This window comes from Amycolatopsis sp. PS_44_ISF1, from assembly GCF_032335455.1.
Taxonomy (GTDB): Bacteria; Actinomycetota; Actinomycetes; order Mycobacteriales; family Pseudonocardiaceae; genus Amycolatopsis.
The window spans coordinates 177,302-203,347 of the sequence record NZ_JANUXO010000003.1; the positions used below are offsets into that span (position 1 = coordinate 177,302).

The 26,046-nt window shown below is 72.0% G+C and carries 24 protein-coding genes, 1 pseudogene and 1 riboswitch; of the genes and pseudogenes, 11 read left to right on the forward strand and 14 right to left on the reverse strand.

Annotation, left to right across the window (positions count from 1 at the left end):
- Positions 1-95: 95 nt before the first annotated feature.
- Both NYF13_RS27160 and NYF13_RS27165 read left to right on the forward strand, forming a co-directional pair.
- The gene (locus NYF13_RS27160; RefSeq protein WP_396287722.1) at positions 96-893 is read left to right on the forward strand and encodes a helix-hairpin-helix domain-containing protein; all 798 of its coding nucleotides are present in this window, start codon (positions 96-98) and stop codon (positions 891-893) included.
- The gene (locus NYF13_RS27165) at positions 890-3,268 is read left to right on the forward strand and encodes a ComEC/Rec2 family competence protein (protein WP_315660595.1); all 2,379 of its coding nucleotides are present in this window, start codon (positions 890-892) and stop codon (positions 3,266-3,268) included. The genes NYF13_RS27160 and NYF13_RS27165 overlap by 4 nt, the downstream gene beginning before the upstream one ends.
- Before the next feature lie 110 nt (positions 3,269-3,378).
- Here the strand turns inward: NYF13_RS27165 and thrC are convergent, their stop codons facing one another.
- A complete protein-coding gene (thrC, locus tag NYF13_RS27170) occupies positions 3,379-4,644 on the reverse strand; it encodes a threonine synthase (RefSeq protein WP_315660596.1) in 1,266 nt (421 codons plus the stop codon).
- 13 nt (positions 4,645-4,657) lie between these two features.
- Positions 4,658-4,791: riboswitch (SAM riboswitch) on the reverse strand.
- 134 nt (positions 4,792-4,925) lie between these two features.
- On the opposite strand from thrC, the gene holA reads away from it, so the two are divergent.
- The gene (gene holA / locus NYF13_RS27175; protein WP_315660597.1) at positions 4,926-5,897 is read left to right on the forward strand and encodes a DNA polymerase III subunit delta; all 972 of its coding nucleotides are present in this window, start codon (positions 4,926-4,928) and stop codon (positions 5,895-5,897) included.
- Between the two features lie 923 nt (positions 5,898-6,820).
- Here the strand turns inward: holA and rpsT are convergent.
- Positions 6,821-7,081 carry a 30S ribosomal protein S20 gene (rpsT, locus tag NYF13_RS27180; protein WP_315660598.1) on the reverse strand — a complete coding sequence of 87 codons (261 nt, stop codon included), beginning with the start codon at positions 7,079-7,081 and terminating at the stop codon, positions 6,821-6,823.
- 384 nt (positions 7,082-7,465) lie between these two features.
- Between rpsT and NYF13_RS27185 the strand changes: the two genes are divergently transcribed.
- Complete coding sequence (locus NYF13_RS27185) at positions 7,466-8,329, forward strand: DMT family transporter (RefSeq protein WP_315660599.1); 864 nt, start codon at positions 7,466-7,468, stop codon at positions 8,327-8,329.
- A 22-nt stretch (positions 8,330-8,351) separates the two neighbouring features.
- Positions 8,352-8,726, forward strand: coding sequence for a VOC family protein (locus tag NYF13_RS27190; RefSeq protein ID WP_315660600.1), 375 nt, complete (start codon positions 8,352-8,354; stop codon positions 8,724-8,726).
- 12 nt (positions 8,727-8,738) lie between these two features.
- Here NYF13_RS27190 and NYF13_RS27195 read toward each other — a convergent pair whose 3' ends face one another.
- Entirely contained in the window at positions 8,739-9,359 is a 621-nt protein-coding gene (locus NYF13_RS27195) for a class I SAM-dependent methyltransferase (RefSeq protein ID WP_315660601.1), read from the reverse strand.
- Between the two features lie 76 nt (positions 9,360-9,435).
- On the opposite strand from NYF13_RS27195, the gene lepA reads away from it, so the two are divergent.
- Both lepA and NYF13_RS27205 read left to right on the forward strand, forming a co-directional pair.
- A complete protein-coding gene (lepA, locus tag NYF13_RS27200; protein ID WP_315660602.1) occupies positions 9,436-11,331 on the forward strand; it encodes a translation elongation factor 4 in 1,896 nt (631 codons plus the stop codon).
- Between the two features lie 110 nt (positions 11,332-11,441).
- Positions 11,442-12,011, forward strand: a complete 570-nt coding sequence (locus tag NYF13_RS27205; protein WP_315660603.1) for a Uma2 family endonuclease — start codon at positions 11,442-11,444, stop codon at positions 12,009-12,011.
- A 674-nt stretch (positions 12,012-12,685) separates the two neighbouring features.
- On the opposite strand, the pseudogene NYF13_RS27210 reads toward NYF13_RS27205, so the two are convergent.
- Positions 12,686-13,131: pseudogene (locus NYF13_RS27210) on the reverse strand (pyridoxamine 5'-phosphate oxidase family protein).
- 67 nt (positions 13,132-13,198) lie between these two features.
- Here NYF13_RS27210 and NYF13_RS27215 point away from each other — a divergent pair.
- Positions 13,199-14,248: a nitronate monooxygenase gene (locus NYF13_RS27215; RefSeq protein WP_315660604.1), complete on the forward strand. Its 1,050-nt coding sequence runs from the start codon at positions 13,199-13,201 to the stop codon at positions 14,246-14,248.
- Between the two features lie 477 nt (positions 14,249-14,725).
- Here the strand turns inward: NYF13_RS27215 and NYF13_RS27220 are convergent, their stop codons facing one another.
- The 3 genes from NYF13_RS27220 to NYF13_RS27230 form a co-directional block, all read right to left on the reverse strand.
- A complete protein-coding gene (locus NYF13_RS27220; protein WP_315660605.1) occupies positions 14,726-16,186 on the reverse strand; it encodes an amino acid permease in 1,461 nt (486 codons plus the stop codon).
- Positions 16,187-16,305: 119 nt separating this feature from the next.
- Positions 16,306-17,334, reverse strand: a complete 1,029-nt coding sequence (locus NYF13_RS27225) for an alpha/beta fold hydrolase (protein WP_315660606.1) — start codon at positions 17,332-17,334, stop codon at positions 16,306-16,308.
- Positions 17,335-17,485: 151 nt separating this feature from the next.
- The gene (locus NYF13_RS27230; RefSeq protein ID WP_315660607.1) at positions 17,486-18,451 is read right to left on the reverse strand and encodes a zinc-binding dehydrogenase; all 966 of its coding nucleotides are present in this window, start codon (positions 18,449-18,451) and stop codon (positions 17,486-17,488) included.
- A 60-nt stretch (positions 18,452-18,511) separates the two neighbouring features.
- On the opposite strand from NYF13_RS27230, the gene NYF13_RS27235 reads away from it, so the two are divergent.
- From NYF13_RS27235 to NYF13_RS27245, 3 genes are read left to right on the forward strand one after another with little or no spacing between them, the layout of a single operon-like run.
- Entirely contained in the window at positions 18,512-18,709 is a 198-nt protein-coding gene (locus tag NYF13_RS27235; protein WP_315660608.1) for a hypothetical protein, read from the forward strand.
- Between the two features lie 11 nt (positions 18,710-18,720).
- Complete coding sequence (locus tag NYF13_RS27240) at positions 18,721-19,179, forward strand: ribonuclease domain-containing protein (RefSeq protein ID WP_315660609.1); 459 nt, start codon at positions 18,721-18,723, stop codon at positions 19,177-19,179.
- A complete protein-coding gene (locus NYF13_RS27245) occupies positions 19,176-19,541 on the forward strand; it encodes a barstar family protein (RefSeq protein ID WP_315660611.1) in 366 nt (121 codons plus the stop codon). Before NYF13_RS27240 ends, NYF13_RS27245 begins: the two co-directional genes overlap by 4 nt.
- Before the next feature lie 40 nt (positions 19,542-19,581).
- Here the strand turns inward: NYF13_RS27245 and NYF13_RS27250 are convergent, their stop codons facing one another.
- The 7 genes from NYF13_RS27250 to NYF13_RS27280 form a co-directional block, all read right to left on the reverse strand.
- Positions 19,582-20,358 carry an enoyl-CoA hydratase-related protein gene (locus NYF13_RS27250; RefSeq protein WP_315660612.1) on the reverse strand — a complete coding sequence of 259 codons (777 nt, stop codon included), beginning with the start codon at positions 20,356-20,358 and terminating at the stop codon, positions 19,582-19,584.
- A gap of 95 nt (positions 20,359-20,453) precedes the next feature.
- Positions 20,454-21,185: a sirohydrochlorin chelatase gene (locus NYF13_RS27255; RefSeq protein WP_315660613.1), complete on the reverse strand. Its 732-nt coding sequence runs from the start codon at positions 21,183-21,185 to the stop codon at positions 20,454-20,456.
- Positions 21,182-22,444 carry a GTP-binding protein gene (locus NYF13_RS27260; RefSeq protein WP_315660615.1) on the reverse strand — a complete coding sequence of 421 codons (1,263 nt, stop codon included), beginning with the start codon at positions 22,442-22,444 and terminating at the stop codon, positions 21,182-21,184. Before NYF13_RS27260 ends, NYF13_RS27255 begins: the two co-directional genes overlap by 4 nt.
- Positions 22,444-23,361, reverse strand: coding sequence for a sulfate adenylyltransferase subunit CysD (cysD, locus tag NYF13_RS27265; protein ID WP_315660616.1), 918 nt, complete (start codon positions 23,359-23,361; stop codon positions 22,444-22,446). The genes NYF13_RS27260 and cysD overlap by 1 nt, the downstream gene beginning before the upstream one ends.
- A 20-nt stretch (positions 23,362-23,381) precedes the next feature.
- On the reverse strand, positions 23,382-24,086 hold the full coding sequence (locus NYF13_RS27270; protein ID WP_315660618.1) for a phosphoadenylyl-sulfate reductase: 705 nt from the start codon (positions 24,084-24,086) through the stop codon (positions 23,382-23,384).
- Positions 24,083-24,241 (reverse strand): Insertion element protein, encoded by a 159-nt coding sequence (locus tag NYF13_RS27275; protein WP_315660619.1) that lies wholly within the window; start codon positions 24,239-24,241, stop codon positions 24,083-24,085. The genes NYF13_RS27270 and NYF13_RS27275 overlap by 4 nt, the downstream gene beginning before the upstream one ends.
- Positions 24,238-25,926 carry a nitrite/sulfite reductase gene (locus tag NYF13_RS27280; protein ID WP_315660620.1) on the reverse strand — a complete coding sequence of 563 codons (1,689 nt, stop codon included), beginning with the start codon at positions 25,924-25,926 and terminating at the stop codon, positions 24,238-24,240. The genes NYF13_RS27275 and NYF13_RS27280 overlap by 4 nt, the downstream gene beginning before the upstream one ends.
- Between the last annotated feature and the right edge of the window lie 120 nt (positions 25,927-26,046).

Here is a 26,046-nt window from a genome sequence, read left to right on the forward strand (position 1 = left end):
CACCCCGGGCCGAGTTGTCCCCAGCAGACCGGTTGTCCACAACCCCGGCCCTCAGACCTCGCACCCCACCGACACCCCGCCCTAACGTCGATCGTGTGTTCGAGCAGACCGCCCGAGATCCGGGCTCCCCCGTGAATGCCAGGTTCGCCTGGCTGGCCGACCAGCTGGCCGCAGGCCCGACGACGGCCGGGCCCGGTGGCCGGCTCGTACGTCGCTGGCTGCCGGCCGGGACCTCTCTCCCCGGCCGGTCCGGCCTGCGAGCCCATCCCGTCCTGCCCGGCCTTCCCACCCTCCCCGGCCCACGTGCCCTGCCCGCTCTTTCTGGACGTCGCTGGGTCTTCGTCGCGGCGGCGCTTGCAGCCGTGGTGACCCTGGCCCTGGCTGGAGTCGCGATCTTCGGCGGCAGCACACCCGCCGCGGAGGCGCCGCCGCCACTGCCACCCGCCCGGGCGCAGGTCTCGGCCCCCAGCTCGGGAAAGCTCGTCATCAGCGTGGTCGGTCACGTGCGCAACCCCGGGCTGATCAAGGTCCCGTCCGGCTCACGGGTCGACGACGCGGTGCGCGCCGCGGGTGGCGCCGTGCCGGGTACCGACCTGACCGGCCTCAACCTGGCCCGCAAGCTCACCGACGGCGAACAACTGGCGGTCGGCGTGACCGCGGCGGCCCCCTCCGGCGCGGCCGGCGCCGCTGCGTCCCCCGGGAAGGTCGACCTCAACTCGGCCACCCCCGAGCAGCTCGACACCCTGCCCGGGGTCGGCGAAGTCACGGCCAAGCGCATCGTCGACTGGCGCACCCAACACGGCGGCTTCGCCAGTGTCGAACAGCTCCGCGACGTCGACGGCATCGGCGCGAGCAAGTTCGACAAGCTGCGGGAGCAGGTGAGCGTCGGATGACCGGGCCCGAGGTCGTCCCGGCTTGGCGAGACCCGGACTTGCGCCTGGTTCCGGCCGCGGTGGCCGCCTGGGGTGGAACGCTCGCCGGGCTGCGGCTGGGCTGGTGGGCCGCATTGGCGACCGGCGCGGTGGCGGTGGTCCTGTCGGTGGTCCTGCTGGTGCGAGGCCGGTCGCGGTGGCTGGGAGCCGCCGGCGCACTCCTGCTGCTCGGGCTGATCGTGGCCGGGCCCAGCGCGCTGCGGATCCGGGCGGCTGAGCGGGACGCGCTCGGGACGGAGGCGCGGCAGGGGCGAACCGCGGTGGTGCGGGTGGAGGTCAGCGAACGGCCGCGGCCGATCCACCGCGCGGGATACGCCGACCAGCAGGCGGGAACCCGTTCCGTGGTCGTCGAAACCCTGGTGCGATCGGCCACAGTGGACGGTCGACCGGTTGCCTCCAGCGGGCGCCTGCTGGTGCTCGCGCCCACGGCCGGGTGGGCGGGCTTGCTACCCGGGCAGGGGGTGACGGTGTCCGGGCGGCTGGACCCGGCGCGCGGCGGCGACCTCACCGTGGCGGTGCTGTTCGTGCGCGACGCCCCGGCCGAAATCGGCGAGGCGCCCTGGTGGCAACGTGCGGCCGCGGCGCTGAGATCCGGTTTGCACCAGTTGTGCACCGTCCTTCCAGACGAACCCGCGGGCCTGCTGCCGGGCCTCGTACTGGGTGACACGAGCACACTCCCGCCTCAGATCGAGCGCGAGTTCAAGGAGTCCGGGCTCACCCACCTGATGGCGGTGAGCGGCGGAAACGTCGCCGTCGTCTGCGGCGCGGTCCTCCTGCTGTTCCGCTTGCTGCGCGCAGGTCCGCGGCTGTCGGCGTTCGCGGCGGGTTCTTGCCTGCTCGGGTTTCTCGTGCTCGTCGGCCCGGCGCCGAGTGTGCTTCGCGCTGGGCTGATGGGTGGGGTCGGGCTGCTCGCGCTGGCGCTCGGCCGGCGCGGGTCTGCCCTGCCTGCGCTTGCCTTCACGGTGTGCCTGCTCGTGGCGTGGGACCCGGCGATGGCCGCGGACTTCGGCTTCGCCCTCTCCGTGTTCGCGACCGCGGGGCTGGTCCTGCTCGCGCCCCGGTGGGCGGACTCCTTGGTCCGGAAGGGAATCCCGGCCGGGTACGCGGAGGGGCTCGCGGTTCCGCTCGCGGCGTTCGTCGTCACGGCTCCCGTGATCGCGGGCATGGCGGGCACGGTGAGCCTGGTTTCGGTGGTCACGAACGTGCTGGCCGCGCCGGTGGTGGCACCGGTGACGGTGTTCGGCGTGCTGGCCACCGTCGTCGGCCCCTGGTGGCCCGGGGCCGGGCGGCTGCTGGTCCACCTCGCCGACCCGGAGGCACGCTGGCTGATCACCGTGGCCCGGCACGGCGCCCGTGCGCCGGGAGCCGCGCTCGCCTGGCCCGGCGGCTGGTGGGGCGGGCTGTGCGCGGCCGCGCTGCTGGTGGTCGTGGTCTTCGCGCTGCGGTTCCGGCGGATGCGACTGCTGGTCGCGGTGGTGCTGGTCGCGGTGCTGCTGACCGTCGTGCCGGCCCGGGTGCTGGCGCCGGGCTGGCCGCCGCCGGGCTGGGCCATGGTGGAGTGCGATGTCGGGCAGGGCGACGCCCTGGTGCTGGCCACGGCCGAGCCCGGGCGGGCGGTGGTCGTCGACACCGGGCCCGAGCCCGGGCCGGTCGACGAATGCCTGCGACGGCTCGGAATCGACCGGGTACCGCTGGTAGTGCTCTCCCATTTGCACGCCGACCACGTCGGCGGGCTGTCGTCGGTGTTCGAGGGCCGGGCCGTCGGGGCGATCGCGGTCGGGCCCGGCCGTGCGCCGGGCTGGGCGTGGCAGCAGGTCTCACGCGAGGCGGCGCAGCACGGTGTGCCGCTGCTGGAACTGAGCCAGGGACAGCGGTTGTCCTGGCCGGGGCTCGCTCTTGACGTGCTCGGCCCGCGTTACGTCACCGCGCGCTCGCCCGCGCTTCAGGACGGCACGATGATCAACAACAGCTCGGTGGTGCTCCGCGCGCAGACCCCGGCGGGCCGGGTCCTGCTGCCCGGTGACGTGGAGCTGGCGGCGCAGGTCGATCTCTTGGCGGAAGGAGCAGACCTGCGGGCCGACGTGCTGAAGGTGCCGCACCACGGATCGAGGTTCTCCCTGCCCGGCTTCCTTTCGGCGGCGGCACCGCGGGCGGCGCTGGTGAGCGTGGGCGCGGGCAACAGCTACGGTCATCCGAGCCAGTCCACTATGGACGTGCTGAAGACCTTGGGCGCGCTGGTGACCCGGACCGATGTGGACGGTGACACCGCGGTCCTGCCCGGGACCGACGGACCCTCGGTCAGCCGCCGGGGCGAGCCCCGTGGGCCACCCCGTTAGCGGGCTCCCCGCCGCGGCAGACCCGGGCTGGGCTGGAGACCGAGGTCTCGTCTCCGGCCCAGCCGGGCTTCACGCTGGGGCTGGCCCGCACGAACGCGCGGGGCCAAGACTCAGAAGCCGAGTGCCTGGCTGACCGCTTCGGCGGACGGGGGAACGGTTGCCTTCGGGCCGACATGGTTCTCGATGGCGTCCAGCGTCTTGAGACCGTCGCCGGTGATGAGCAGCACGGTCTCGGCGTCGGGGTCGAGCTTGCCGGTCTCCACCAGCTTCTTCGCGGTGGCGACGGTGACACCGCCTGCGGTCTCGGTGAAGATGCCTTCGGTACGGGCGAGCAGCCGGATGCCCTCGACGACCTCCTCGTCGCTGACGTCCTCGATCGAGCCGCCGGTGCGGTTGACCACGTCGAGCACGTACGGGCCGTCGGCCGGGTTGCCGATCGCGAGCGAGCGGGCGATGGTGTCCGGCCTGACCGGCTGGACCACGTCGTGGCCGGCGCGGAAGGCGGCCGAAACGGGGGAGCAGCCGGTGGCCTGGGCCCCGAACACCTTGTACGGGCTGGCTTCCACCAGGCCGAGCTGGCCGAGCTCGCGGAAGCCCTTGTCCACCTTGGTCAGCTGCGAGCCGGAGGCGATCGGGACCACGATCTGCTCGGGGATGCGCCAGCCGAGCTGCTCGGCGACCTCGAAGGCGAGCGTCTTCGAACCCTCGGAGTAGTAGGGGCGGACGTTGACGTTCACGAACGCCCACGAAGCGTGCTCGGCGGCCAGCTGGGTGGCGAGGCGGTTGACGTCGTCGTAGTTGCCGTCGACCGCGATCAGCGCGCCGTCGTACACCGCGGTGGTGAGGATCTTGGCGCGCTCCAAGGTCTTCGGGATCAGCACGACCGACTGCCAGCCGGCCCGCGCGGCCGCGGCGGCCACCGCGTTGGCCAGATTTCCGGTGGAGGGGCAGGCCAGCACCTCGAAACCGAACTCGCGGGCGGCGGCCAGCGCGACGGCGACCACCCGGTCCTTGAACGAGTGCGTCGGGTTGCCGGTGTCGTCCTTGACCCACACCCGCTTGAGGCCCAGGGCCTTCGCCAGCCGGTCCGCGCGGACGAGCCGGGTGCCGCCGGGCTCGGTGTTGGGGATCTCCTCGACGTTCGAGGGGACGGGGAGGAGCTTCTTGTAGCGCCAGATGTTGTTCGGCCCGGCCTCGATGTCCTCGCGGCGCACGCGGCCGAAATCGTAGGCGACCTCGAGCGGGGAGAAGTCCTCGGCGGAGACGAATTCCGGGGCGAGCGGCTGCCGGTGGCCCTCTTCCTTCGACACCAGTTCGACGGCGGGACCCAGGTCCACGGTCTTGCCGGCGGAGGTCTTGCCGAGGGTAACGGTCATCACGAGGTTCCTTTCCTCATCTGCCCCGCCGAAGCGGGCCGGAATTGGCACCGTGGTCGTCAGCTATCCCGCGATCGCGGGATGACAGGCTGTACGCCGGTTGCCGGGGCTTCGTCGGGCCGTTCCCTCTGCCCCTCTGGATGAGCGGTATTCGGTTGTCGGCGCGGCCCTGCCGGGCGCTGCCTCGGCTACACCGTACGACATGGTGATCGCCTCGTGCCATGGTGGCCGCCCACCTCACCGGGACGGCCCGGCCGCCGGACGGGTGAGAGGATGGCCCGGTGACCATCGCCCCCGCGCCGCTCCAGCTCGTCCTCGGCGAGGAAGAACTGCTCATCGAACGGGCCGTCCGGGCCGCGCTGGACGCCGCAAGAACGGCCGATCCCACGGCCGACCTGACCCGTAACCGGGTGTCCGAACTCACACCGCCGGTGCTGGCCGAGCTGGTGAGCCCTTCGCTGTTCAGTGAAGGGCGGGTGATCGTGCTCGATTCGGCGCAGGACATCTCCCAAGACCTGGCCGACGCCGTGCTGGCGTATATCGCTTCGCCGGCGGAAGGCATCGTGCTGGTGGTCGTGCACAGCGGCGGAGGCCGCAGCAAGGCGGCGAAGGCGCTTCCCGCGGCGTTAAAAAAGGCGGGCGCGGAGATCATCGAGTGCCCGAAGCTGACCAAACCAGCCGAGCGCGAAGCGTTCGTGCGCAACGAGGTGCGCCGCTCCGGCGGAAAGATCGACGCCGCGGGCGTGATGGCCCTGCTCGACACCGTCGGCTCGGACCTGCGGGAGCTGGCCTCCGCCGCGACGCAACTGGTCGCCGACTCCGGGGGCGTGGTGGACGAGCAGGCGGTCCGCCGCTACCACACCGGCCGCGCCGACGTGACCGGCTTCGCAGTCGCGGAGAAGGCCGTGTCAGGCGACCGCGGGGCGGCGCTGGAGTCGCTGCGCTGGGCGATGCAGCTGGGCGTCCCGCACGTACTGGTGGCCGACGCGCTGGCCGACGCGGTCCGCACCATCGCCCGCGTCTCGGCCGCCGGCCGCGGCAACCCGAACCAGATGGCCGGCGAGCTGGGCATGCCGCCTTGGAAGATCCGCAAGGCCCAGGGCCAGTCCCGCGGCTGGGGCCAGGACGGCCTCGCCACCGCGATGCGCGTCGTGGCCCGCCTGAACGCCGAGGTCAAGGGCGCCGCCGCCGACGCGGGCTACGCACTGGAACGCGCGGTCACCGACGTGGTCGCCGCCAAGGGCGAACGCTGATCCGTCCGACCCGAGCGGCCCGATCCGCTTCACCGCCCGGCCAAGCCGGTCGTGCCGAGCCGGGTGGGCCTGGCCGGGCCATCGGGGTGAGCTGGGCTGAGCCCGACCGGGCTGGTCGACCGGGCTATTTCGGCTGGCTGGGGCGGGGCTCGGCCGCGCTGGCGCACCGGGCTGCCCGGGCTTTGCCTAGCCGGGCTGACTTACCGAGTTAGCCGCGCCGGGTTGGCTGGGCGAGGATCGGCCGGGCTGGCGTACCGGGCTGCTTGGTCTGGCCGGGCTGGCTTGTCGGGCTGGCTGGGCCAGGGCTCGGCCGGGCTGGTTCAGCGGGCTGCCTGGTCTTGGTCCGGTCGGGCTGACTTACCGAGGTAGTCGCGCCGGGTTGGTCGGGCCGGGTTGGCTGGGCCGGGGCCTCGGCCGGGCTGCCGGGCCCGGCCTGGCAGGGACTTGCCCGAGCCGGCGGCTGGGCTGGGACTGCCCGGGCTGGCGTACCGGATCGGCTGGGCCGAGGCTGGCCGAGTTGGCATACCGAGTTGGCCTGGTCTGGCTCACCGGGTTGACCGGGCCGGACTGGTGGGGCCTGATCGGGCTGACTGGGCTTGGCCGGTCTGGACTGGCTGGTCCGGATGGGGTCGAGCTGGGTGGGCCGGGCCGACGACTCGGCAATCGCGCAGCCCGCTCATCAACGGAGCCCGGTCGTCTGCGGCTGCGCGCTGCTCGCCTTCGGTCGATTCCCGATCTGCTCGCCGATGAGCGGCCCGCCCCCGGCTCAGATCGGTCCTGTCCGCAGGGTGTCCACCGCCCAGCGCGGAGAGCTACCGGCCGCAGGCGCTCCCCAGGTTTCCGATCCCGGCCGACCGGTGACCGGTGAACGCACGAAAAGGGCCCGGCGACCACTGGTCACCGGGCCCTTTTCCGGAGAAAAATCAGAGCGAGTTCACGCGCTTCGCGATCGCGGACTTCTTGTTCGCGGCCTGGTTGGCGTGGATGACGCCCTTGGTCACGGCCTTGTCCAGCTTCTTCGCGGCGTCGCGCTGGGCCTCGATGGCCTTGGCCTTGTCGCCGGAGTCGGCGGCGTCGCGGAACTTGCGGATCGCGGTCTTCACCGAGGAGCGGATCGACAGGTTGCGCTGGCGGGCCTTCTCGTTGGTGGTGATGCGCTTGATCTGGGACTTGATGTTGGCCATGGGGGCGCTCCTAGGTCGGTCTCGGTGAGGGTGCTGCCGCGTCGAAGATCGAAAGTGGCCCCGAGCGCCCATCGAGTGGGCACGGCCGGGTTTCCTCCAGGACGGAATGCCGCACGGCAACAGTGGGAAATGCTAACAGCCCTGCTCCGGGCGCCCGCAGGCGGCCCGCGGGCGCCGGTTCGGCTACGGTGGGAGACGTTAGTGCCTAGGGTTCCGCCGACCGGCCCGCGGCCCGCCCCGCGCGGGCCCACCCCACAACGAGGGCCGGGGGGACTGGTCCGAGCGGCACCGTCGGCGGGTCAAGATGGCCTGCCGTTCATCTGACGGGACAAAAGCCTGGAGGACCCGGTCTTCCGCACGCGCGGAAGACGCCCAAGGGGTCCGGTGAACACCACAGCTCTGTCCCTCGTCCTGGTCGCCGCGTTCCTGCACGCGGTGTGGAACCTCGCGGCCAAGCGCGTCACCTTCGGCGGGCCGCGATTCGTCTGGCTCTACAACACCGTTTCCGCCGTCGTGATGCTGCCGGTGATCGCTGTGGCGCTGGCCATCGAGCCCGAGCGTCCACAGTGGAGCTGGCTGGTCGCCGCCGCGGTCACGGCGGTGATGCACATCGCGTACGGCATCGTCCTCCAGCGCGGTTACGCCGTCGGCGACCTCTCCCTGGTCTATCCCCTCGCGCGCGGCACCGGGCCGTTGCTGTCGGTGCTCTTCGCGGTACTGGTGCTGAACGAGCACCCCGGGGTGCTCGGCCTGATCGGCGCGTTCCTGGTGATCGCCGGGGTGCTGGTGATCAGCGTCGGCGGCGGTACGGCGGACCGGGCCGCGCGTCGTGCCGGGGTCTTCTACGGCGTGCTCACCGGCGCCACCATCGCCGCGTACACGCTGTGGGACGCCCACTCCGTGACGACGCTGGGCGTCCCGCCGCTGGTCTACTTCGGCGGCGGCGCGGTCGGGCAGAGCCTGCTGCTGTCCCGCACGGCCTACCGGGGCCGCGCCGAAGCCGGCCGGCTGTGGAAGGAGCACCGCAAGGAGGTGCTGATCGTCGGGCTGCTTTCACCGGCGGCATACCTGCTGGTGCTCTACGCGCTGCGGATCGCGCCGGTCAGCCTGGTGGCCCCGGCGCGGGAGCTGTCGATCGTGGTCGGCGGGGTCGCCGCGTGGCTGATGCTCGGCGAGCGCAACGCCGTGCGCCGGCTGATCGGCTCGCTGGTGGTGCTGGCCGGGATCGCCGCGATTGCGGTGGCCTGAGCCGCTCGGGTAGGCAGTAGTCATGGAAGTACTGAGCAGCCGGGTGCTGATCCACCCCCGCGACCTGGAGGCCACCACCGCGTTCTACCGCGACACGCTGGGGCTGGCGATCGACAAGGAGTTCCCCGGGGGCATGGTCTTCTTCGCCGGTGGCGGGTCGATCGAGGTGGTCGGGCGGGCCGAGGCCGGGCCGACGCCCGATGTAGCGCTGTGGCTGCAGGTCCGTGACCTGCCGGCCGCGCTGGCCGAGCTGTCCGGGCGGGGGGTCATCCCGGTCCGCGGAGCGCAGCGTGAGCCGTGGGGGCTCGACGAGGCCTGGATCGAAGACCCCGATGGCACGCGCATCGTGCTGGTGGAGGTGCCTCCCGGCCATCCGCTGCGGACCGACCCGCGCTAGCCGGGCGGGCGGTCAAGCGGGCTTTACCGCCTTGAGCTGGGCGGCCAGCGGGGCGAAGCCCGGGGGCTGCCAGGTCCAGGTCTGGAGGTCGGTGAAGCCCGCGGCGGCGGCCTCGTCGGCCAGCTCGTGCCGGGACACCGGCAGCCCCTTCTCGTGCGCCGAAAGCAGCATCCTGCCACCCGGGCGCAGGACCCGGAACAGCTCGGCGAACGCGGCCGCGCGGTCCTCCCACAGCTCCACGTTGTTGACGGTCAGGACCACGTCGGCGGAGGCGTCGGCCGAGCCGGTGCGGGCGGCCGAGCCGTCGCGCAGCTCCACGCGGTTGCCGCAGCGTTCGAGGCACAGGGCGCGCATCTCGGCCGAGGGCTCGACCCCGATGACCTCGCCCGCCAGCCGTCCGGCGGCGTCCAGGCCGATGCCGGGACCCGGGCCGACGACCAGCACGATCTCGTCCGGTTCCAGCCGGGCCAGGTCGACGACGCGGTGTTCGGTGCCGGCGTTGCCGCGCGCCATGACCCACCCGCCGAGGCGCCCGAGCAGGCCGGCGGGGTGGCCGAACGCCCGGTCGAACGCGGTGTCGAGAGTGCCCGTGGCGGTCCGGGGAGCCGGCGCGGGCTGATGCGGAATGCTCATGATTCGAGGTCACCACGAGTCACGGCCGGCTCGCATCGGGGATGACCCCCACCCGCACCCGGAGCTCCATGGGACCATGGAAGGTGGCCAACCCCGATCGACGTTCCCGAGGACCCCACGAGTGACAGCGCCCAAGACGTTCGCCGACACCACCTTCACGCCGCCGGAGCTCATCCGCAACTTCTGCATCATCGCCCACATCGACCACGGCAAGTCGACGCTGGCGGACCGCATGCTGCAGCTCACCGGTGTCGTCGAGGCCCGGGCGATGCGCGCTCAGTACCTCGACCGGATGGACATCGAGCGTGAGCGCGGCATCACGATCAAGGCGCAGAACGTGCGCCTGCCCTGGCAGGTGGGCGGGCAGGACCACGTGCTGCACATGATCGACACCCCCGGCCACGTCGACTTCACCTACGAGGTCTCCCGCGCGCTCGAAGCGTGCGAAGGGGCGATCCTGCTGGTGGACGCGGCGCAGGGGATCGAGGCCCAGACCCTGGCGAACCTGTACCTGGCGCTGGAGAACAACCTCACCATCATCCCGGTGCTGAACAAGATCGACCTGCCCTCGGCCGACCCGGACAAGTACGCGGGTGAGATCGCGCACATCATCGGCTGCGAGCCCGAGGACGTGCTGCGGGTCTCGGCCAAGACCGGCGTGGGCGTCGACGCGCTGCTCGACGAGGTCGTCAAGCAGGTCCCGGCGCCGGTCGGCGACTCCGCCGCGCCCGCGCGGGCGATGATCTTCGACTCGGTCTACGACACCTACCGCGGCGTGGTGACCTACATCCGGGTGGTCGACGGCCGGATCACCCCGCGCGAGAAGATCCGGATGATGTCCACCGGCGCCACGCACGAGCTGCTGGAGGTCGGGATCATCTCGCCCGAGCCGAAGCCCAGCAAGGGCCTCGGCGTCGGCGAGGTGGGCTACCTGATCACCGGTGTGAAGGACGTCCGCCAGTCGAAGGTGGGCGACACCGTCACCTCCGAGCGCCACGGCGCGACCGAGGCGCTGGCGGGCTACCGCGAGCCGAAGCCGATGGTCTACTCCGGGCTGTACCCGGTGGACGGTTCGGACTACCCGGAGCTGCGCGAGGCGCTGGAGAAGCTCCAGCTGAACGACGCCGCGCTGGCCTACGAGCCGGAGACCTCCGTGGCGCTGGGCTTCGGCTTCCGCTGCGGCTTCCTCGGCCTGCTGCACCTGGAGATCACCCGCGACCGGCTGGAGCGCGAGTTCGGCCTCGACCTGATCTCCACGGCGCCGAACGTGGTCTACCGGGTGGTGCTGGAGGACCGCAGCGAGGTCGTGGTCACCAACCCGTCGGACTGGCCGTCCGGGCTGAAGATTTCGGACGTGTTCGAGCCGGTGTCCAAGGTGAGCATCCTGGCGCCGGCGGAGTTCGTCGGCACGATCATGGAGCTGTGCCAGACCAAGCGCGGGCAGCTGCTCGGCATGGACTACCTGTCCGAGGACCGGGTGGAGCTGCGCTACAACCTGCCGCTCGCGGAGATCATCTTCGACTTCTTCGACACGCTGAAGTCGCGGACGCGCGGGTACGCGTCGCTGGACTACGAAGAGGCGGGCGAGCAGGCCTCGGAACTGGTGAAGGTCGACATCCTGCTGCAGGGCGAGACGGTGGACGCCTTCTCCGCCATCGTGCACAAGGACGCCGCGTACGCCTACGGCAACCGGATGGCGACGCGGCTGCGCGAGCTGATCCCGCGCCAGCAGTTCGAGGTGCCGATCCAGGCGGCGGTGGGCTCGCGGATCATCGCGCGCGAGACCATCCGCGCGATCCGCAAGGACGTGCTCGCCAAGTGTTACGGCGGGGACATCTCGCGGAAGCGGAAGCTGCTGGAGAAGCAGAAGGAAGGCAAGAAGCGGATGAAGACCGTGGGCCGCGTGGAGGTGCCGCAGGAGGCGTTCGTCGCGGCACTGTCCACTGAGGACAACGGGAACCGCAAGAAGTAAGCCGAGTCGACCACACGTTCGAGTGAAGGAAGCCGCCCGCCTCGCCGCGGGCGGCTTTCCTGTCGGTGCCACCTGGTCTCCTCTGGTGTGACCGACGGAAGGAGAGCACCATGACGGTCATGACGGACACCCGGCGTCCCGAGGGGGCGGGTCCCATGACGGTGCGCGACCTCGAGGAGATGCCGGATGACGGCCGCCGCCGCGAGCTCATCGACGGGGTGCTGGTCGTGAGCCCCGCACCCGGGCTGAGACACCAGACCATCGCCTACCGGCTGTATCCCGTGCTGGACGCGGCCTGCCCACTCGGGTACTTCGTCGCCGGGGCCCCGTTCGCGGTGCGCATCGGCGACCACCTCGAGCTGCAGCCGGACCTGCTGGTCGGGCGCGGGGAGGGGTTCACCGAGCAGGACCTCCCGGAGCCACCGGTGCTCGCGGTCGAGGTGCTCTCGCCCAGCACCGCCATCCACGACCTGAACACGAAGAAGGCGGTCTACGAGCGCCTCGGTGTGCCGAGCTACTGGGTCGTCGACCCGGTGGAACCGGCGCTGGCCGTGTTCGAACTCGACGGCGACGGCGTCTACCAGCAGGTGGCGAAGGCCGCGGTCGACGAGGTGTTCGAGGCCCGCAATCCTTTCCCGGTCCGCGTGGTGCCCTCGGAACTGCTCGGCCGCCTCGGCTGAGGGCGGTCCGCGGGCTGGGGGCCAAGGGTTGGGGCGACGGCTGTCCAGCGCCATGACTGTGCGGGCCGAAGTGGACCGGGTCCGCACAGTCATGGTGGGAGAGCCGCGGTGCCGGTGACTGTTCTCGTGCTGGTGTCCAGCCTCCTCTGATCGGGGAAGGTCGTGCGAAATGGGAGGTGGAGGCGGGGACCGGCCCTTGTCGGAGGTCCCCCTGTCGGCGGACGCGACGGTCGGTGCGCAGGTTTCGGGTGCCGCTGGGCTGGTGCCCGAGTCGCTGGTGGACGCGGTGGTTGGTGGCTGGGCTGCCAGTGGACGTGGCGGTGGTAGCCGGGCTGCTGGTGAACGCTGGGGTTGGTGCCCGCTGGGGTAGTGCCCGGGTTGCGAGTGGACGGGCGGTGGTAGCTGGGCGGTTGGCGCCCGTTTGGCGGTGCCCCGGTTGCGGGTGGTTGCGGCGGTTGGTGCCTGCGGGGCGATGCCCGGGTCGCTGGTGGACGCGGTGGTGGTGGCCGGATTGCGAGCGATTGCAGCCCGGGTCCCCGGGTCCCCGGTCGAGTCGGTGGTCCCCAGGTTGCCGGTGGATGCGGCGGTGGTCCCCGGGTGGCCGGTCGAGTCGGTGGTCGGTGGTGTGAGTTGGCGGTGGGTCTAGCGGCCGGTCGCCTGGGCGGGGAGCCGGTTCAGCGGTTGCGGATGATGCGGTCCGCGCTGACGAAGACCGCGGCACGGCGTTCGGTGGCCATTACGCGGTCGTATTCGGCCCAGTCGTCGTGGGTGCCGGTGGCGGCTTGGAAGACCGCACGCAGCAGGTCCGGCAGACCGGCGGGGTCGAAGGCCGGGTCGGGTCGTCCGGGCCGATCAGGTGGGTCCGGCCGGTCACCGAGGCCCAGTCCCAGCCGCGGCGGAAGGTGATCGTCGCGTTGCCGGCGCGGCGGAGGAGGGTCAGTTTGCGGGCGTCGCCGCGGGCGATGAAGCCGAGGGACGGGGTGCCGGACACCGGGTCGTCGATCAGGCCGGCGTTCACGACGGAGGAGTGCACGGTGCCGTCCGCGCGGACGGTGGAGATGGTGGCGAGCCCGTTCTCCTGCCCGGCGAGCGCGCGGGTGTGCTTGAGGTCAGCGGTCATGACTAAGCCTAACCCCTCACGCGTTCTCGGCCGGTGTGCGTCCCATCCTGCGAGCTAGGCTCGGGGCATGTTCGAACACCTTGAATTCCCGGTGATCGTGGCGCCGATGGCGGGTGGTCCGACCACGCCCGAGCTGGTCGCCGCGGTGACCTCGGCCGGTGGCTTCGGGTTTCTGGCCGCGGGGTACCTCACGGCGGAGGCACTCGCGGCCAAGGTCGATGAAACGGCGCGTCGGACCGGCGGGCGGTTCGGCGTCAACCTCTTCGTGCCGGGCGGCCGGTCGGAGGTGGACCTCACCGCGCACCGCGAGCGGATGCAGGTCGAGGCGCGGCGTTACGGCGTCGAGCCGGGGGAGCCGCACTGGGACGACGACGAGTACTCCGCCAAGCTCGACCTGGTGGTGGCCCAGCGGGTGCCCGTGGTGTCGTTCACCTTCGGGGCGCCGACGACGGCGGAAGCCGGCCGGGTGCACGAGGCGGGCGGGCGGGTCGTGGTCACCGTGACCAGTCCGCAGGAGGCCGACATCGCCGTTGCGCGCGGTGCGGACGCCTTGGTGGTGCAGGGTTTCGAGGCGGGCGGGCACCGCGCGCTGTTCACCGACGACGCGGCCGACCCGGCCGGCGGCCAGGTGTACGGCCTGCTCTCGCTGCTGCGGCTGATCGGTGCCCGCACGAGCGTGCCGTTGATCGCGACGGGTGGGCTGGTGCACGGCGCCGACGTCGCGGCCGTGCTCGCCGCCGGGGCGTCTGCTGCGCAATTGGGCACGGCGTTCCTGCGGGCCGACGAGGCCGGGACGGCGGCGACGCAGCGCCGGGTGCTGGCCGAGGGGGACCGGGCGACGGCGTTCACCCGCGCGTTCAGCGGCCGGCCGGCCCGGGGGCTGGTGAACCGGGTGCTGAGCAGCCTGTCTGTCGGCGCACCGGCCGCGTACCCCCAGCTGCACCACCTCAGCAAGCCGGTCCGCGCGGCCGCGGGCCAGGCCGGGGACCCCGAGGCGATGTCCCTGTGGGCCGGCCAGGCCTATCCGCTGGCCACCGGCGGCCCGGCGGCCACGATCTTCGGCCGCCTCCGCGACGAGGCCCGCACCGCGGCGGCCCGGCTCGACCGGCTCCGCTGACCCGCGCACCGGCAACTCCGAGTGCGGCCGATGGCGGACCGGGCCCGAACCGGCCGGGCCACGCGGAAAAAGGCCCTGCGGAGAGGGCCGCGCGGAGAAGGACTGCGCGGAGAGGACCACGCGGAGAGGACCACGCGGAGAGGAGCCGCGCGGGAAGGACCGCGTGGAAAAGGACCGCGCTGGAGGGCCGCGCTGAGGAGAACCACACGGGAAGGGCCGCGGGGTAGGACCACGCGGGAAGGGCCGCGGGGTAGGACCACGCGGAGAAGGGCCATACGGGAACGGCCGCATGGAAAAGGGCCGCATGGAAAAAGGGCCGCGCTGAGAAGGGCTGCACCGAAGAGGGCCGCGCGGAAGGACCGCATGGAAAGGGCCGTGCGGAGAGGAGAAGAGTCGCGCGGAGGACCACAGGAAGAGGACCGCGCAGAAAAAGGCCGCCCCCGGAAAAATCCGGAGGCGGCCCCACCAGGAAACCGGTCAGTCCGAAGTGGATTCCGTACGCGGCTCGACCGGCCGGTTCAGCAGCGAGTGACGGCGGCTGTAGCTGAAGTAGATGCCCATGCCGATGATGAACCAGACGGCGAAGCGCACCCAGGTCTGCCACTGCAGGAAGGTGATCAGCCAGAGCGAGAACACCACGCCGATGATGGGCACCACCGGCATGCCCGGGGTCTTGAACGTACGGGGCAGCTCGGGATGCTTGTACCGCAGCACGATCACCGCGATGCAGACCACCACGAAGGCCAGCAGGATGCCGATGTTGGTCAGCTCCGCGGCCTCCTCGATCGGCAGCACGCCGGCGATCACCGCGGACGCGATGCCCAGCACCCAGGTCATCCGGTGCGGCACCTGGCGGGTCTTGTGGGTGCCGGAGAACCACTTCGGCAGCAGCCCGTCGCGGCTCATGGAGAAGCCGACGCGGGTGGCGCCCATCAGGAAGGTGAACAGCACGGTCAGGATGCCGATGATGGCGCCGACCGCGATCACCGCGCCCAGCCACTTCAGGCCGACGGAGGCGAAGGCGCTGGAGAACGCGCTCTCGGGGTCGATGTCCTTGAAGTTCACCATGCCGGTAAGCACCAGGCAGGCCAGCACGTACAGCACCATCGAGATGGCCAGCGAGTACAGAATCGCCTTCGGCATGTGCTTCTGGGAGTCCTGGGACTCCTCGGCGGCGGTGGACATCGCGTCGTAGCCGAACACCGCGAAGAACACCGTCGCGGCCCCGGTGAACGCGCCGCTGAGGCCGAACGGGAAGAAGTTGCTGTAGTTGCCCGTCTTGATGTGGAACGCGCCGACCACGATGACCAGCAGCACCAGCGCGACCTTCAGGTACACCAGCAGCGTCTCGAACCGGGCGGCGTTCTTCATCCCCTGGTTGAGCACGAACGCGATGATCAGGCACAGCAGCACGGCGAACAGGTTCACCTTGTAGGAGCCGGACGCGACCCCGGCCGGTTCCGTCCCGGGCGCGCCGAGCATCCACTGCGGCAGCGAGATGTGCAGGAAGCCGAGCAGGTCGTTGAAGTAGCCGGAGATGCCGATGGCGACCACCGAGACGATCGCGGTGTACTCCAGCAGCAGGTCCCAGCCGATGAACCAGCCGACGATCTCGCCGAGCACCGCGTAGCCGTAGGTGTAGGCCGAGCCGGCGCGCGGGATCAGCCCGGCGAACTCGGCGTAGGAGAACGCCGCGGCCGCGCTCGCGATGCCCGCGATCAGGAACGAGATCAGCACGGCCGGTCCGGCGGTCTTGTTGGCCACCGCGCCCGCGAGCGAGAAGATCCCGGCGCCGATGATGCCGCCGACCCCGATCGCGGTCAGCTGGCGGAGCCCGAGCGTCCGTTGTAGACCGCCGGCGGCGCTGGGGTCGATGGTCTCGATGGGTTTGCGCCGGAATATCCCGGAACCTGTGCCCAGGATGCGGGGAGCGGACATCGGTGTCTCCTCATGCGGTTGCCAGCGGATCCCGGGTCGACGGGCTCTGGGAGCGCACCGTACTAGGCGCTGTCCCCCCTGTCACCGATGCCGGGTGCGATGGACCGGATGGTGCCCGATCAGCCGGTCTCGGTGTTCGCCGGTACCCCGGTGGGGACCTCGGCCCGGTCCTGGGCGGCGGTGATCCGGATCGCGCCGGCGGCGAAGAAGGTGAGCAGCTCCGCGATCTCCGGCGGGTCGTCCAGCTGCGGGCAGTGGCCCCAGTCCTCCCGCACCAGCAGCCGGCTGTGCGGTACGAGGGTGTGCAGCCGCCGCCCGGAGGCGGAGGTGACCAGCTTGTCCTTGCCGCAGGCCACCACGAGCAGCGGCACCTGGACCCGGTCGAGCTGGTAGGCCTCGGCCAGCTCGGCGACGAGCTGACGGGCCTCCTCGAGCCGGGCGGTGGTGGCGCGGTAGTCCGGGAAGAGCCCGGTGAACCGCCGGATCTGGCTGATGTCGGCCCTGGCCGCGTCGGCGTAGAGCAGCCGCGGGACCACCTGCTCGGCCACCGCGCGGACCACGAAACCCGGCACGGGCACGGGTAGCGCGGAGAACAGGCGAAGCGGCAGCGGGTTGCGCGCGACCGCGCGGACCAGCCAGGAGTCGAGGAACCCGGGCGCGGCGATCGAGACCACTCCGGTGATCGGCAGCCGCGGGTTCTGCGCCGCCCGCAGGCTCATCGTGCCGCCGAGGGAGTTGCCCGCGAGCACCACCGGGCCGAGCACGGCCTGTTCGCGCACCACGGCGGCGGTGAACGCGTCGAGCTGCGGCAGGATCGGCCCGGGCCGCAGCGGTTGCGCCTCGCCGAAGCCGGGCAGGTCGACCGCGACCGCGGCGAATCCCGCCGCGGCGAACTCGGCCAGGACGGGACGCCACGTGTCGGCGCTGTCGCAGTAGCCGTGGAGGAGGACGAGCCGGGGCGCGCGGGGCTTTTCGGCCGCGCGTTTGCGGATGCGCTTCGGGCCTTCGGCTTCGACCACCGGCGGGCCCACCTCGAGCACGCGGGTGCGCACTCCGGCGAAGCGCCGGAATGAGACCCGCACCGGATCCGGTTCGCTACTGGGCCGGCCGCCCCGATCAGCGGGGGCGGGCCGCTTCGTCGCGGTCATGTCCTACAGGTTAACCGTCGAAGGTCGACTTCTGGTGGAATTTCGCGGATAACAAGCTGATTGCGAACCAGGGGTGTTGACGATTTACCAGACGTCCCGTAGAACCCCCTGGCCTGGGCGATCCGTGGCGGAAAGGCCCAGGCCAGGAGGCTCAGCGGGTGAAGACGATCTTGCCCGCGGTCTCTCCGTCGAGCATCGCGCGAAAGCCCTCGGCCGCGTTTTCCAGCGGAAGTTCGCGGCCGATCAGGGGCTTGATGCCCTTGAGGTCGAGGTAGCTCAGCAGATCGGCCAGCTCGTCGCGGGTGCCCATGGTGGACCCGGTGAGGCGCAGTTGCAGGAAGAACACCCGCTGCAGGTCCGCCGACGGGTCCGGTCCGCTGGTGGCGCCCGACACCACGACGATCCCGCCCGGTTTGAGCGACTTGAGGGAGTGGGCCCAGGTGGCCTTGCCGACCGTCTCGAACACCGCGTCGACCCGTTCCGGCAGCCGGGCGCCGGATTCGAACGCCTGGTGCGCGCCGACGCTTTCGGCCAGTGCGCGCTTCTCCTCGCTGCGGCCGGTGACCCACACGCGGAACCCGGCGGCGCGGCCGAGGGCGATCAGCGCGGTCGACACCCCGCCGGAGGCGCCCTGCACCAGCATCGTCTGGCCGGGCCGGAGCCCGGACTTCACGAACAGCATCCGGTACGCGGTGAGCCACGCCGTGCCCATGGTGGCGGCCTCGGGGAAGCTCAGCCCGCCCGGCTTCGGCACCACGTTGCGGGCCGGCACCACGATCTGCTCGGCGAAGGCGCCTTGGTGGACCTCGGTGAGCAGCGAGCGCTTCGGGTCCAGGGTGTCGTCGCCCTGCCAGCCCGGGGCGTTGACCACCGAGTGCAGCACGACCTCGGACCCGTCGTCGAGCGTCCCGGCGCCGTCGCAGCCCAGGATCATCGGGAACTTGTCCGGCTTGATCCCGACCCCGCGCAGCGTCCACAGGTCGTGCATGTTGAGGCTGGCCGCCTTGACGTGCACGCGGACCCAGCCCGGCGGCACCTCGGGCTCCGGCCGCTCGCCGACGACCAGCGAGTCGAGCGGGGAATCGGCGTTGGGTTCCTTCGCGTAAACAGCGAACATGAGGGCAACCTACCGCCCCTGGGCGGGGCGGCGCAGCACCGCGCGCGTAGGCTCACACCCGTGGTGAACGGGCTGGCCGACTGGTGGGACGGGGTCGAGCTGTGGCTCGCCCAGGCCTGGTTCCCGGTGCAGTTCGTGCTGGTGATGGTCGTGGTGGTGCCGCTGTGCCTGCTCGCGGCCTGGGCCATCGACAAGCTGGTGGGGCGGCTGGCGCACTGGTTCGGCCCGGCTCACGACGACGACCGCCCCTCCTCCTAGGCTGACCCACCATGGTCAACCGCAGGCGGATCACCGCCGCACTCGTCGGTCTCCTGGTCCTGGTGTTCGGGGGCTGGCTGGTCAAGGACGCCCTCGACGGTTCGTCTCCCGCCCCGGCGCCGGGCAGTTCCAGCTCGGCCAGCGGCGGCGCGTCCGGGGCGAAGCTGCCCGGCGCCGACTCCGGGCTGCGCGTCCAGGCCCTGTCCAGCCTGCCCGCCCAGGCGCGGGACACGTGGAAGCTGATCCAGTCCGGGGGGCCGTACCCGTATCCCCGCAACGACGGGGTGGTGTTCGAGAACCGCGAGAAAGTGCTGCCGCGCCGGCAGTCCGGGTACTACCACGAGTTCACGGTGAAGACCCCCGGCAGTCCCGACCGCGGGCCGCGGCGGCTGGTCAGCGGGCAGGCGAAAGAGCTGTTCTACACCGGCGACCACTACGCGTCGTTCGTGGTCGTGGACCCGGGCCGATGACGGCGGGCAGCGAGGCGAAGGCCGCCGCGGAAGCGGCTCTCGCGCGGGGGGCGCACCCGCACCAGGTCGACGGCGGGCGGACGCCGGACAAGGCGGGGGCGCTGGACGCGATCGCCGAGGCGATGTCCTTCCCGAGCTACTTCGGGCGCAATCTGGACGCGTTGTACGACCTGCTGACGGACCTGTCCTGGCTTCCGGCCGGGGAGCACGTGCTGATCTGGACCGGGTCCGAGCGGCTGCGCGGGGCGGAGCCCCAGGCCTACCTGGCCATCCGCAGCGTGCTTTCGGACGCGCAGCGGGCGCTGGCCGCCGACGCGACCCTGGGGGCTCGGCGGCTGACCGTGGTGCTGGCCGCCTCCTGAACGAGGTCCCGGGCCGGTGACGGCCCGGGACCCGCGCGCCTCAGTCCTCGGCGGGGACCCAGTTCGGCTTGCGCTTCTGGGCGAAGGCCAGGATTCCCTCCTGGCCCTCCTCGCCGGCGAAGAAGCCGGTGGACAGCTCGTTCATCGCGGCGAAGCCCTCGCTGGGGGTGGCCGGCCGGGGCCGGCTGAGCAGGGCCTTGGTGGCGGCCAGGGCCCGGGGGCCGCCCAGGGTCAGGGACTTCAGGTACGAATCGGCCTTCGCGTCCAGTTCCCCGGCGGGGACGGCGGCGTTCAGCAGGCCGATCTCGACCGCGCGGCGGGCGTCGAACACCTCGCCGGTGAGGAACAGCTCGTGGGCGGCACGGGGGTTCAGGCGCGGCAGCACGGTCAGCGAGATGATCGCCGGGACGACGCCGATCCGGACCTCGGAGAAAGCGAACGTGGCCTCGGGCACCGCTACCGCGATGTCGCACGCGGCGACCATGCCGATGCCGCCGGCGCGGGCGGGACCGGCCAGCCGGGCGACCACCGGCTTGGGGCTGGTCCAGAGCTGGTCCAGGATCTTCGGGAACTCGTTGACCCCCTGCGCCCCCGCGCCCGCGCCCCGGGCCTCCTTGAGGTCCATGCCCGCGCAGAAGACCGGACCGGTGTGGGTCAGCAGCACCACCCGCACGGCGTCGTCCTCGCGGGCGCTCTCCAGGGCGGCGCTGAGCTCGCGGCGCAGCTGCGCGGACAGCGCGTTGCGGTTGTGCGGGGAGTCGAGGGTGATCGTGGCGGTGCCGCCCACCACGTCGTAGTGCACCAGTTCGTCAGCCATGCGATCACCCTCGCACACCGGCGCGCTCCTCCGGTGTGACCTGCGTCCGGCCGAGGGTCCCGACCGGAGTCCGCCGGGCCCGGCGCGGCCGCTCGCTACCGGGCCGGTACGCGGTTTTGGGCGGCTTCGTAGCGGCGCAGCACGGCGGTGGCGACGCGCGGGTCCGGGCCGAGTGGCTCGGCCAGGAAGACCTCGCGATCGGCCTCGCGGGCCAGCGCGGCGATGCGGTCGGGCAGCCGCCCGGGCGCCAGGAACCAGGACGCGAGCGCGACCCGCCCCACCCCGCGGGCCCGCAGCCGCCGGACCGCCGAGGGCACGTCCGGCTCGGCCGCGCTGGCGAACGCCTCGGTCACCGGGATCCCCAGCCGGGCCTCCCACCGGGCGGCCAGACCGGCCACGGCCGCGTTCGCGCCCGCGTCGGACGAGCCCACGGCGCTCACCACCAGCCCGCTGCCCGGTCCGAGGCCCGCCCCGGCCAGCCGGTCGAGTGCGACCTGCTCCAGCACCGGGTCGACGCCGAGCACGTCGGACACCCGCACGTCGAAGCCCGGGCAGTCCGCCCGGACCCCGGCGACCAGCGCGGGCAGGTCCACCCGCGCGTGGAAGGCGCTGCCCAGCAGCAGCGGCACCACCACGGCGCGGCGGTGCCCCCGCTGGTGCAGCCGGCGCAGCACGTCGGTGACGAGCGGTTCCGAAAGGTCCAGGAACGACTCGTGCACCTCGGTTCCCGGCGCCTGCTCGCGCACGCGCTCCACGAGCTCCCGCACGGTCGCGGCCGAACGGGGGTCGCGGCTGCCGTGCGCGACCGGCACCAGGGGAGTGCTCACGGGAACCGTTCACCGGCCAGCCCGGCGGCGAGGGTGTCGCCGTCCTTGGGGTCGATCACCAGGAAGGCGCCGGTGCGGGGGTTGTCGGTGTAGTCGTCGATCCCGAGTCGTTCGGCCAGGCGGATGTCCACCTGGCCGATGTCGTTGAGGGCCAGCGTGCCGGGTGAGTCCACACTGGACAGGGTTTGCTCGTCGAAGCGGGCGGTGAGGCCGGTGACGATGGCCTGGACGGTGCGGGCGCCGTGTTTCACCAGCACGCGCGCGCCGGGTTTCGCCGGGGTGGAGGAGAGCCAGCAGAGGGTGGCGGTGAGTTCGTCGGTGACGCGGGGCGGGCGGTCGGCCGCGGCGATGAGGTCGCCGCGGGAGATGTCGACGTCGTCGGTCAGCAGCAGGGTGACCGACGCCCCGGCGCCGGCTTCGGCGAGTGGCCCGTCGGCGGTGTCGATGCGCTCGACCCGCGTGCGGATCCCGTGCGGGAGGACGACGATCTCGTCGCCGGGCCGCACGGTGCCGGAGGCGATCTGCCCGGCGTAGCCGCGGTAATCGGGGTATTCGGGGGTGCGGGGGCGGATGACGTACTGGACCGGGAAGCGGAACGCGGCCTCGTGCGGGTCCGGGGCGACCGGCACCTGCTCCAGGTGCTCCAGCAGGGTGGTCCCGGAATACCACGGGGTCCGCCCGGACCCAGTGGCCACGTTGTCGCCCTGCAGCGCCGAAACCGGGATGGCGGTGACCGATGCGGCGGGGTAGCCCAGCGATCCGGCGTGGGCGGCGAACTCTTCGGCGATCGCCGCGAAGATGGCTCCGTCGTAGCCGACGAGGTCGATCTTGTTGACCGCCAGCACCAGCCGGGGGACGCCGAGCAGGGCGAGGACGGCGGCGTGGCGGCGGGTCTGCTCGATCACGCCCTTGCGCGCGTCGACCAGCAGGACGGCGAGCTGGGCGGTGGAGGCGCCGGTGACGGTGTTGCGGGTGTACTGCACGTGGCCGGGGGTGTCGGCCAGCACGAACGAGCGCTTGGGCGTCGCGAAGTACCGGTAGGCCACATCGATGGTGATGCCCTGCTCCCGCTCGGACCGCAGCCCGTCGACGAGCAGGGAGAGGTCGGGAGTGGACAGTCCTTTGTCGACCGAAGCGCGGGTGACGGCGTCGAGCTGGTCGGCCAGGACGGACTTGGTGTCGTAGAGCAGGCGGCCGACCAGGGTGGACTTGCCGTCGTCGACACTGCCCGCCGTGGCCAGGCGCAGGAGGCTGGACATCAGAAGTAACCCTCTCGTTTCCGGTCTTCCATCGCTGCCTCCGACATCCGGTCGTCCGCCCGCGTCGCCCCGCGCTCGGTCAGCCGGGACGCCGAGACCTCGGCGATCACCTCGGAAACCGTAGCCGCCGTGGATTCGACCGCTCCTGTGCACGAACCGTCGCCCACCGTGCGGTAGCGGACGGTCAGGTCCCGGACCGCTTCGCCGGGACGGGGGCCACCCCACGGGCCTTCGGTGAGCCACATGCCGTCCCGCTGGTAGACCGGGCGCCGGTGGGCGTAGTAGATCGAGGGCAGCTCGACCTCTTCCCGGGCGATGTAGTTCCACACGTCGGCCTCGGTCCAGTTCGACAGCGGGAACACGCGGACCTGCTCGCCGGGGCGGTGGCGGCCGTTGTAGAGGTTCCACAGCTCCGGGCGCTGGCGCCGCGGCTCCCACTGGCCGAACGCGTTGCGCAGGCTGAAGATCCGCTCTTTCGCCCGCGCCCGCTCCTCGTCCCGGCGGCCCCCGCCGAACACCGCGTCGAACTTGTGCTCCGCGATCGTGTCCAGCAGCGGCGTGGTCTGCAGCGGGTTGCGCAGACCATCGGCGCGCTCTTCGAGGCGGCCGTCGTCGATCCAGTCCTGCACCTTCGCCACCACCAGGCGCAGGTGGTGGCGCTCGACCACCCGGTCGCGGAACTCGATCACCTCGTCGAAGTTGTGCCCGGTGTCCACGTGCAGCAGCGGGAACGGCACCGGCGCCGGCCAGAACGCCTTGATCGCCAGGTGCAGCAGCAACGTCGAGTCCTTGCCGCCGGAGAACAGGATCACCGGTCGGTCGAACTCGCCCGCCACCTCGCGGAAGATGTGGATGGCCTCCGACTCCAGCGCGGCCAGGTGGTCCCGTCCCGCGATCGCGGGCTCCAGAGTGGTCATGTTCGCTTCCGTGTCCGTCATCAGCCGTGCAGTCCGCACTCGGTCTTCGCCTGGCCGGCCCAGCGGCCGCTGCGCGGGTCCTGCCCCGGCTCGACCTTGGCCGTGCACGGGGCGCAGCCGATGGACGGGTAGCCGACCGCGACCAGCGGGTTCTCCAGGATGGCGTGCTCGCGGATGTAGCCCGCGAACTCCTCGTCGGTCCACGGCGCGATCGGGTTGACCTTGACCAGGCCGTTGCGCTCGTCCCAGGTGACGATCGGGGTGTTCGCGCGGGTCGGCGCGTCGACCCGGCGGACACCGGTGACCCAGGCGGAGTAGCCGCCGAGGGTCCGGCGCAGCGGTACCACCTTCCGCAGGTTGCAGCACAGCGTCGGGTCGCGGTCGTGCAGCTTCGCGCCGTACTCGGCGTCCTGTTCGGCGACGCTCTGCTCAGCCCGGGCGTTCACGATGCGCACGTCCGGGTACACCGTCTGCACCGCGTCACGGGTGCCGATGGTCTCCGCGAAGTGGTAGCCGGTCTCCAGGAACAGCACGTCCACATCGGACTTGACCCGGGTGGCCAGGTCGATCAGCACCGCGTCCTGCATGTTGGACGCCACGATGAAGTCGTCGCCGAACGTCTCGGCCGTCCAGCGCAGCGCCTGCTCGGCGGTGGCGTCGGCCAGCTCCCGCGAGGCTCGTTCGGCCAGGGTCCGGTGATCCCGGTAATCCGCTGTGGCGGTCATCCGCGTGACACCTCCGGTAGGGACAGTCCGTGGAACTTCACCGAGAACGTCCGGCGGCAGCCGGTGCACAGCCAGCCGCCGGTCTCCTCGGGACGCAGGTCCTCGTCGCCGCAGAACGGGCAGTAGTACGGCACCGCGCGCTCGGTCGAGGTCACTGCAGCACGCTTTCCTCGGCCCGGGCGACCCACTGCGCGAACCGCTCGCCGCTTTCCCGGCCTTCGAGGTAGGCGCGGACCACCCGCTCGACGTAGCCGGTCAGCTCGCTCGCGGTGACCTTGTGCCCGCGCAGCTTCCGGCCGAACCCGGCGTCGAGGCCGAGCCCGCCGCCGAGGTGCACCTGGAAGCCCTCGACCTGCCGGCCCTCGGCGTCGGTGACGATCTGGCCCTTGAGGCCGATGTCCGCGGTCTGGATCCGGGCGCAGGAGTTGGGGCAGCCGTTGAGGTGCACGCTCACCGGGGCGTCGAGATCGCCCTGGAGGCCGGCCAGCCGCGTCTCCAGCTCGGCCACCAGCGCCCGGGCCCGGGCCTTGGTCTCGACGATCGCCAGCTTGCAGAACTCCAGCCCGGTGCACGCCATCACACCGCGCCGCCACGGTGAGGGCCGGGTGTGCAGGCCCAGCTCGGCCAGCTCGCGCTCCAGGGCCGGCACCTCGGACCCGGCCACGTCGAGGACCACGAGCTTCTGCTGCGGGGTCAGCCGAACCCGGTCGGAGCCCGCGCGCTCGGCCGCCTTGGCCACGGCCAGCAGGGTTTCGCCGTTCACGCGCCCGGCGACCGGCGCGGCCCCGACGTAGTAACGGCCGTCGACCTGCTCGTGCACGCCGACGTGGTCGATCGGGGCGGGCGGCACCTCGGGCGCGGGGCCGTCGACGAGCTTGCGCTCGAGGTACTCGGATTCGAGGACTTCGCGGAACCTCTCCGCACCCCAGTCCTTGACCAGGAACTTGATCCGGGCCCGCGCGCGCAGCCGCCGGTAGCCGTAGTCGCGGAAGACGCTGATCACGCCCTCCCAGACGTCGGGCACCTCCTCGCGCGGCACCCAGGCACCGAGCCGCTGCCCGATCATCGGGTTGGTCGACAGTCCGCCGCCGACCCACAGGTCGAAGCCGGGACCGTGCTCGGGGTGGTGCACCCCGACGAACGCGATGTCGTGGATCTCGTGCGCCACGTCGGCCTGGCCGGAGATCGCGGTCTTGAACTTGCGCGGCAGGTTCGAGTAGCGCGGGTCGCCGAGGTAGCGGCGCTTGATCTCCTCGATCGCCGGGGTGCCGTCGATCACCTCGTCCTCGGCGATGCCGGCGACGGGGGAGCCGAGGATGACGCGCGGGCTGTCGCCGCAGGCCTCCATCGTGGTCATGCCGGCGTTCTCCAGCTTCTGCCAGATCGTCGGCACGTCCTCGATCCGGATCCAGTGGTACTGGACGTTCTGCCGGTCGGTGAGGTCGGCGGTGCCGCGGGCGTGGGTCTGCGAGATCTCGGCCAGCACGGCGAGCTGCCGGGTGGTGAGCACGCCGCCGTCGAGCCGGACGCGGAGCATGAAGTACCGGTCGTCGAGCTCTTCGGGTTCCAGCGTGGCGGTGCGGCCGCCGTCGATGCCCGGCTTGCGCTGGGTGTAGAGGCCGAACCAGCGGAACCGGCCGCGCAGGTCACCGGGGTCGATCGAATCGAAGCCCCGGTGGGCGTAGATGTTCTCGATCCGCGCGCGGACGTTGAGCGGGTCGTCGTCCTTCTTGGCGCGTTCGTTCGGGTTCAGCGGTTCCCGGTAGCCGAGCGCCCACTGGCCCTCGCCGCGCTTCGGCCGGGCGCGGGGCGCGGGGGTTTCACGCGTGGGTGAGGCCATGGGGCGGGTCCTCCGGGGGCGGTCGTGGCACCGGTCACCGCACGGGCCCCCTCGATCAGGGCGGGCCGGTGCGCGGCGGTCCGGCGCCGGCGGTCCAGACGTGGTGGGCTGGTCGGGCGT

What these genes read in the sequence shown, in the direction of transcription:
- NYF13_RS27250 (WP_315660612.1), bottom strand. Translation starts at nt 20,358, where the DNA reads ATGGCTGACGAACTGGTGCACTACGACGTGGTGGGCGGCACCGCCACG.
- NYF13_RS27280 (WP_315660620.1), bottom strand. Translation starts at nt 25,926, where the DNA reads ATGGCCTCACCCACGCGTGAAACCCCCGCGCCCCGCGCCCGGCCGAAG.
- NYF13_RS27205 (WP_315660603.1), top strand. Translation starts at nt 11,442, where the DNA reads ATGACGGTCATGACGGACACCCGGCGTCCCGAGGGGGCGGGTCCCATG.
- NYF13_RS27270 (WP_315660618.1), bottom strand. Translation starts at nt 24,086, where the DNA reads ATGACCGCCACAGCGGATTACCGGGATCACCGGACCCTGGCCGAACGA.
- NYF13_RS27245 (WP_315660611.1), top strand. Translation starts at nt 19,176, where the DNA reads ATGACGGCGGGCAGCGAGGCGAAGGCCGCCGCGGAAGCGGCTCTCGCG.
- NYF13_RS27195 (WP_315660601.1), bottom strand. Translation starts at nt 9,359, where the DNA reads ATGAGCATTCCGCATCAGCCCGCGCCGGCTCCCCGGACCGCCACGGGC.
- NYF13_RS27225 (WP_315660606.1), bottom strand. Translation starts at nt 17,334, where the DNA reads ATGACCGCGACGAAGCGGCCCGCCCCCGCTGATCGGGGCGGCCGGCCC.
- NYF13_RS27220 (WP_315660605.1), bottom strand. Translation starts at nt 16,186, where the DNA reads ATGTCCGCTCCCCGCATCCTGGGCACAGGTTCCGGGATATTCCGGCGC.
- cysD (WP_315660616.1), bottom strand. Translation starts at nt 23,361, where the DNA reads ATGACCACTCTGGAGCCCGCGATCGCGGGACGGGACCACCTGGCCGCG.
- NYF13_RS27230 (WP_315660607.1), bottom strand. Translation starts at nt 18,451, where the DNA reads ATGTTCGCTGTTTACGCGAAGGAACCCAACGCCGATTCCCCGCTCGAC.
- rpsT (WP_315660598.1), bottom strand. Translation starts at nt 7,081, where the DNA reads ATGGCCAACATCAAGTCCCAGATCAAGCGCATCACCACCAACGAGAAG.
- thrC (WP_315660596.1), bottom strand. Translation starts at nt 4,644, where the DNA reads ATGACCGTTACCCTCGGCAAGACCTCCGCCGGCAAGACCGTGGACCTG.
- NYF13_RS27190 (WP_315660600.1), top strand. Translation starts at nt 8,352, where the DNA reads ATGGAAGTACTGAGCAGCCGGGTGCTGATCCACCCCCGCGACCTGGAG.
- lepA (WP_315660602.1), top strand. Translation starts at nt 9,436, where the DNA reads ATGGAAGGTGGCCAACCCCGATCGACGTTCCCGAGGACCCCACGAGTG.
- NYF13_RS27260 (WP_315660615.1), bottom strand. Translation starts at nt 22,444, where the DNA reads ATGTCCAGCCTCCTGCGCCTGGCCACGGCGGGCAGTGTCGACGACGGC.
- NYF13_RS27165 (WP_315660595.1), top strand. Translation starts at nt 890, where the DNA reads ATGACCGGGCCCGAGGTCGTCCCGGCTTGGCGAGACCCGGACTTGCGC.
- NYF13_RS27215 (WP_315660604.1), top strand. Translation starts at nt 13,199, where the DNA reads ATGTTCGAACACCTTGAATTCCCGGTGATCGTGGCGCCGATGGCGGGT.
- NYF13_RS27240 (WP_315660609.1), top strand. Translation starts at nt 18,721, where the DNA reads ATGGTCAACCGCAGGCGGATCACCGCCGCACTCGTCGGTCTCCTGGTC.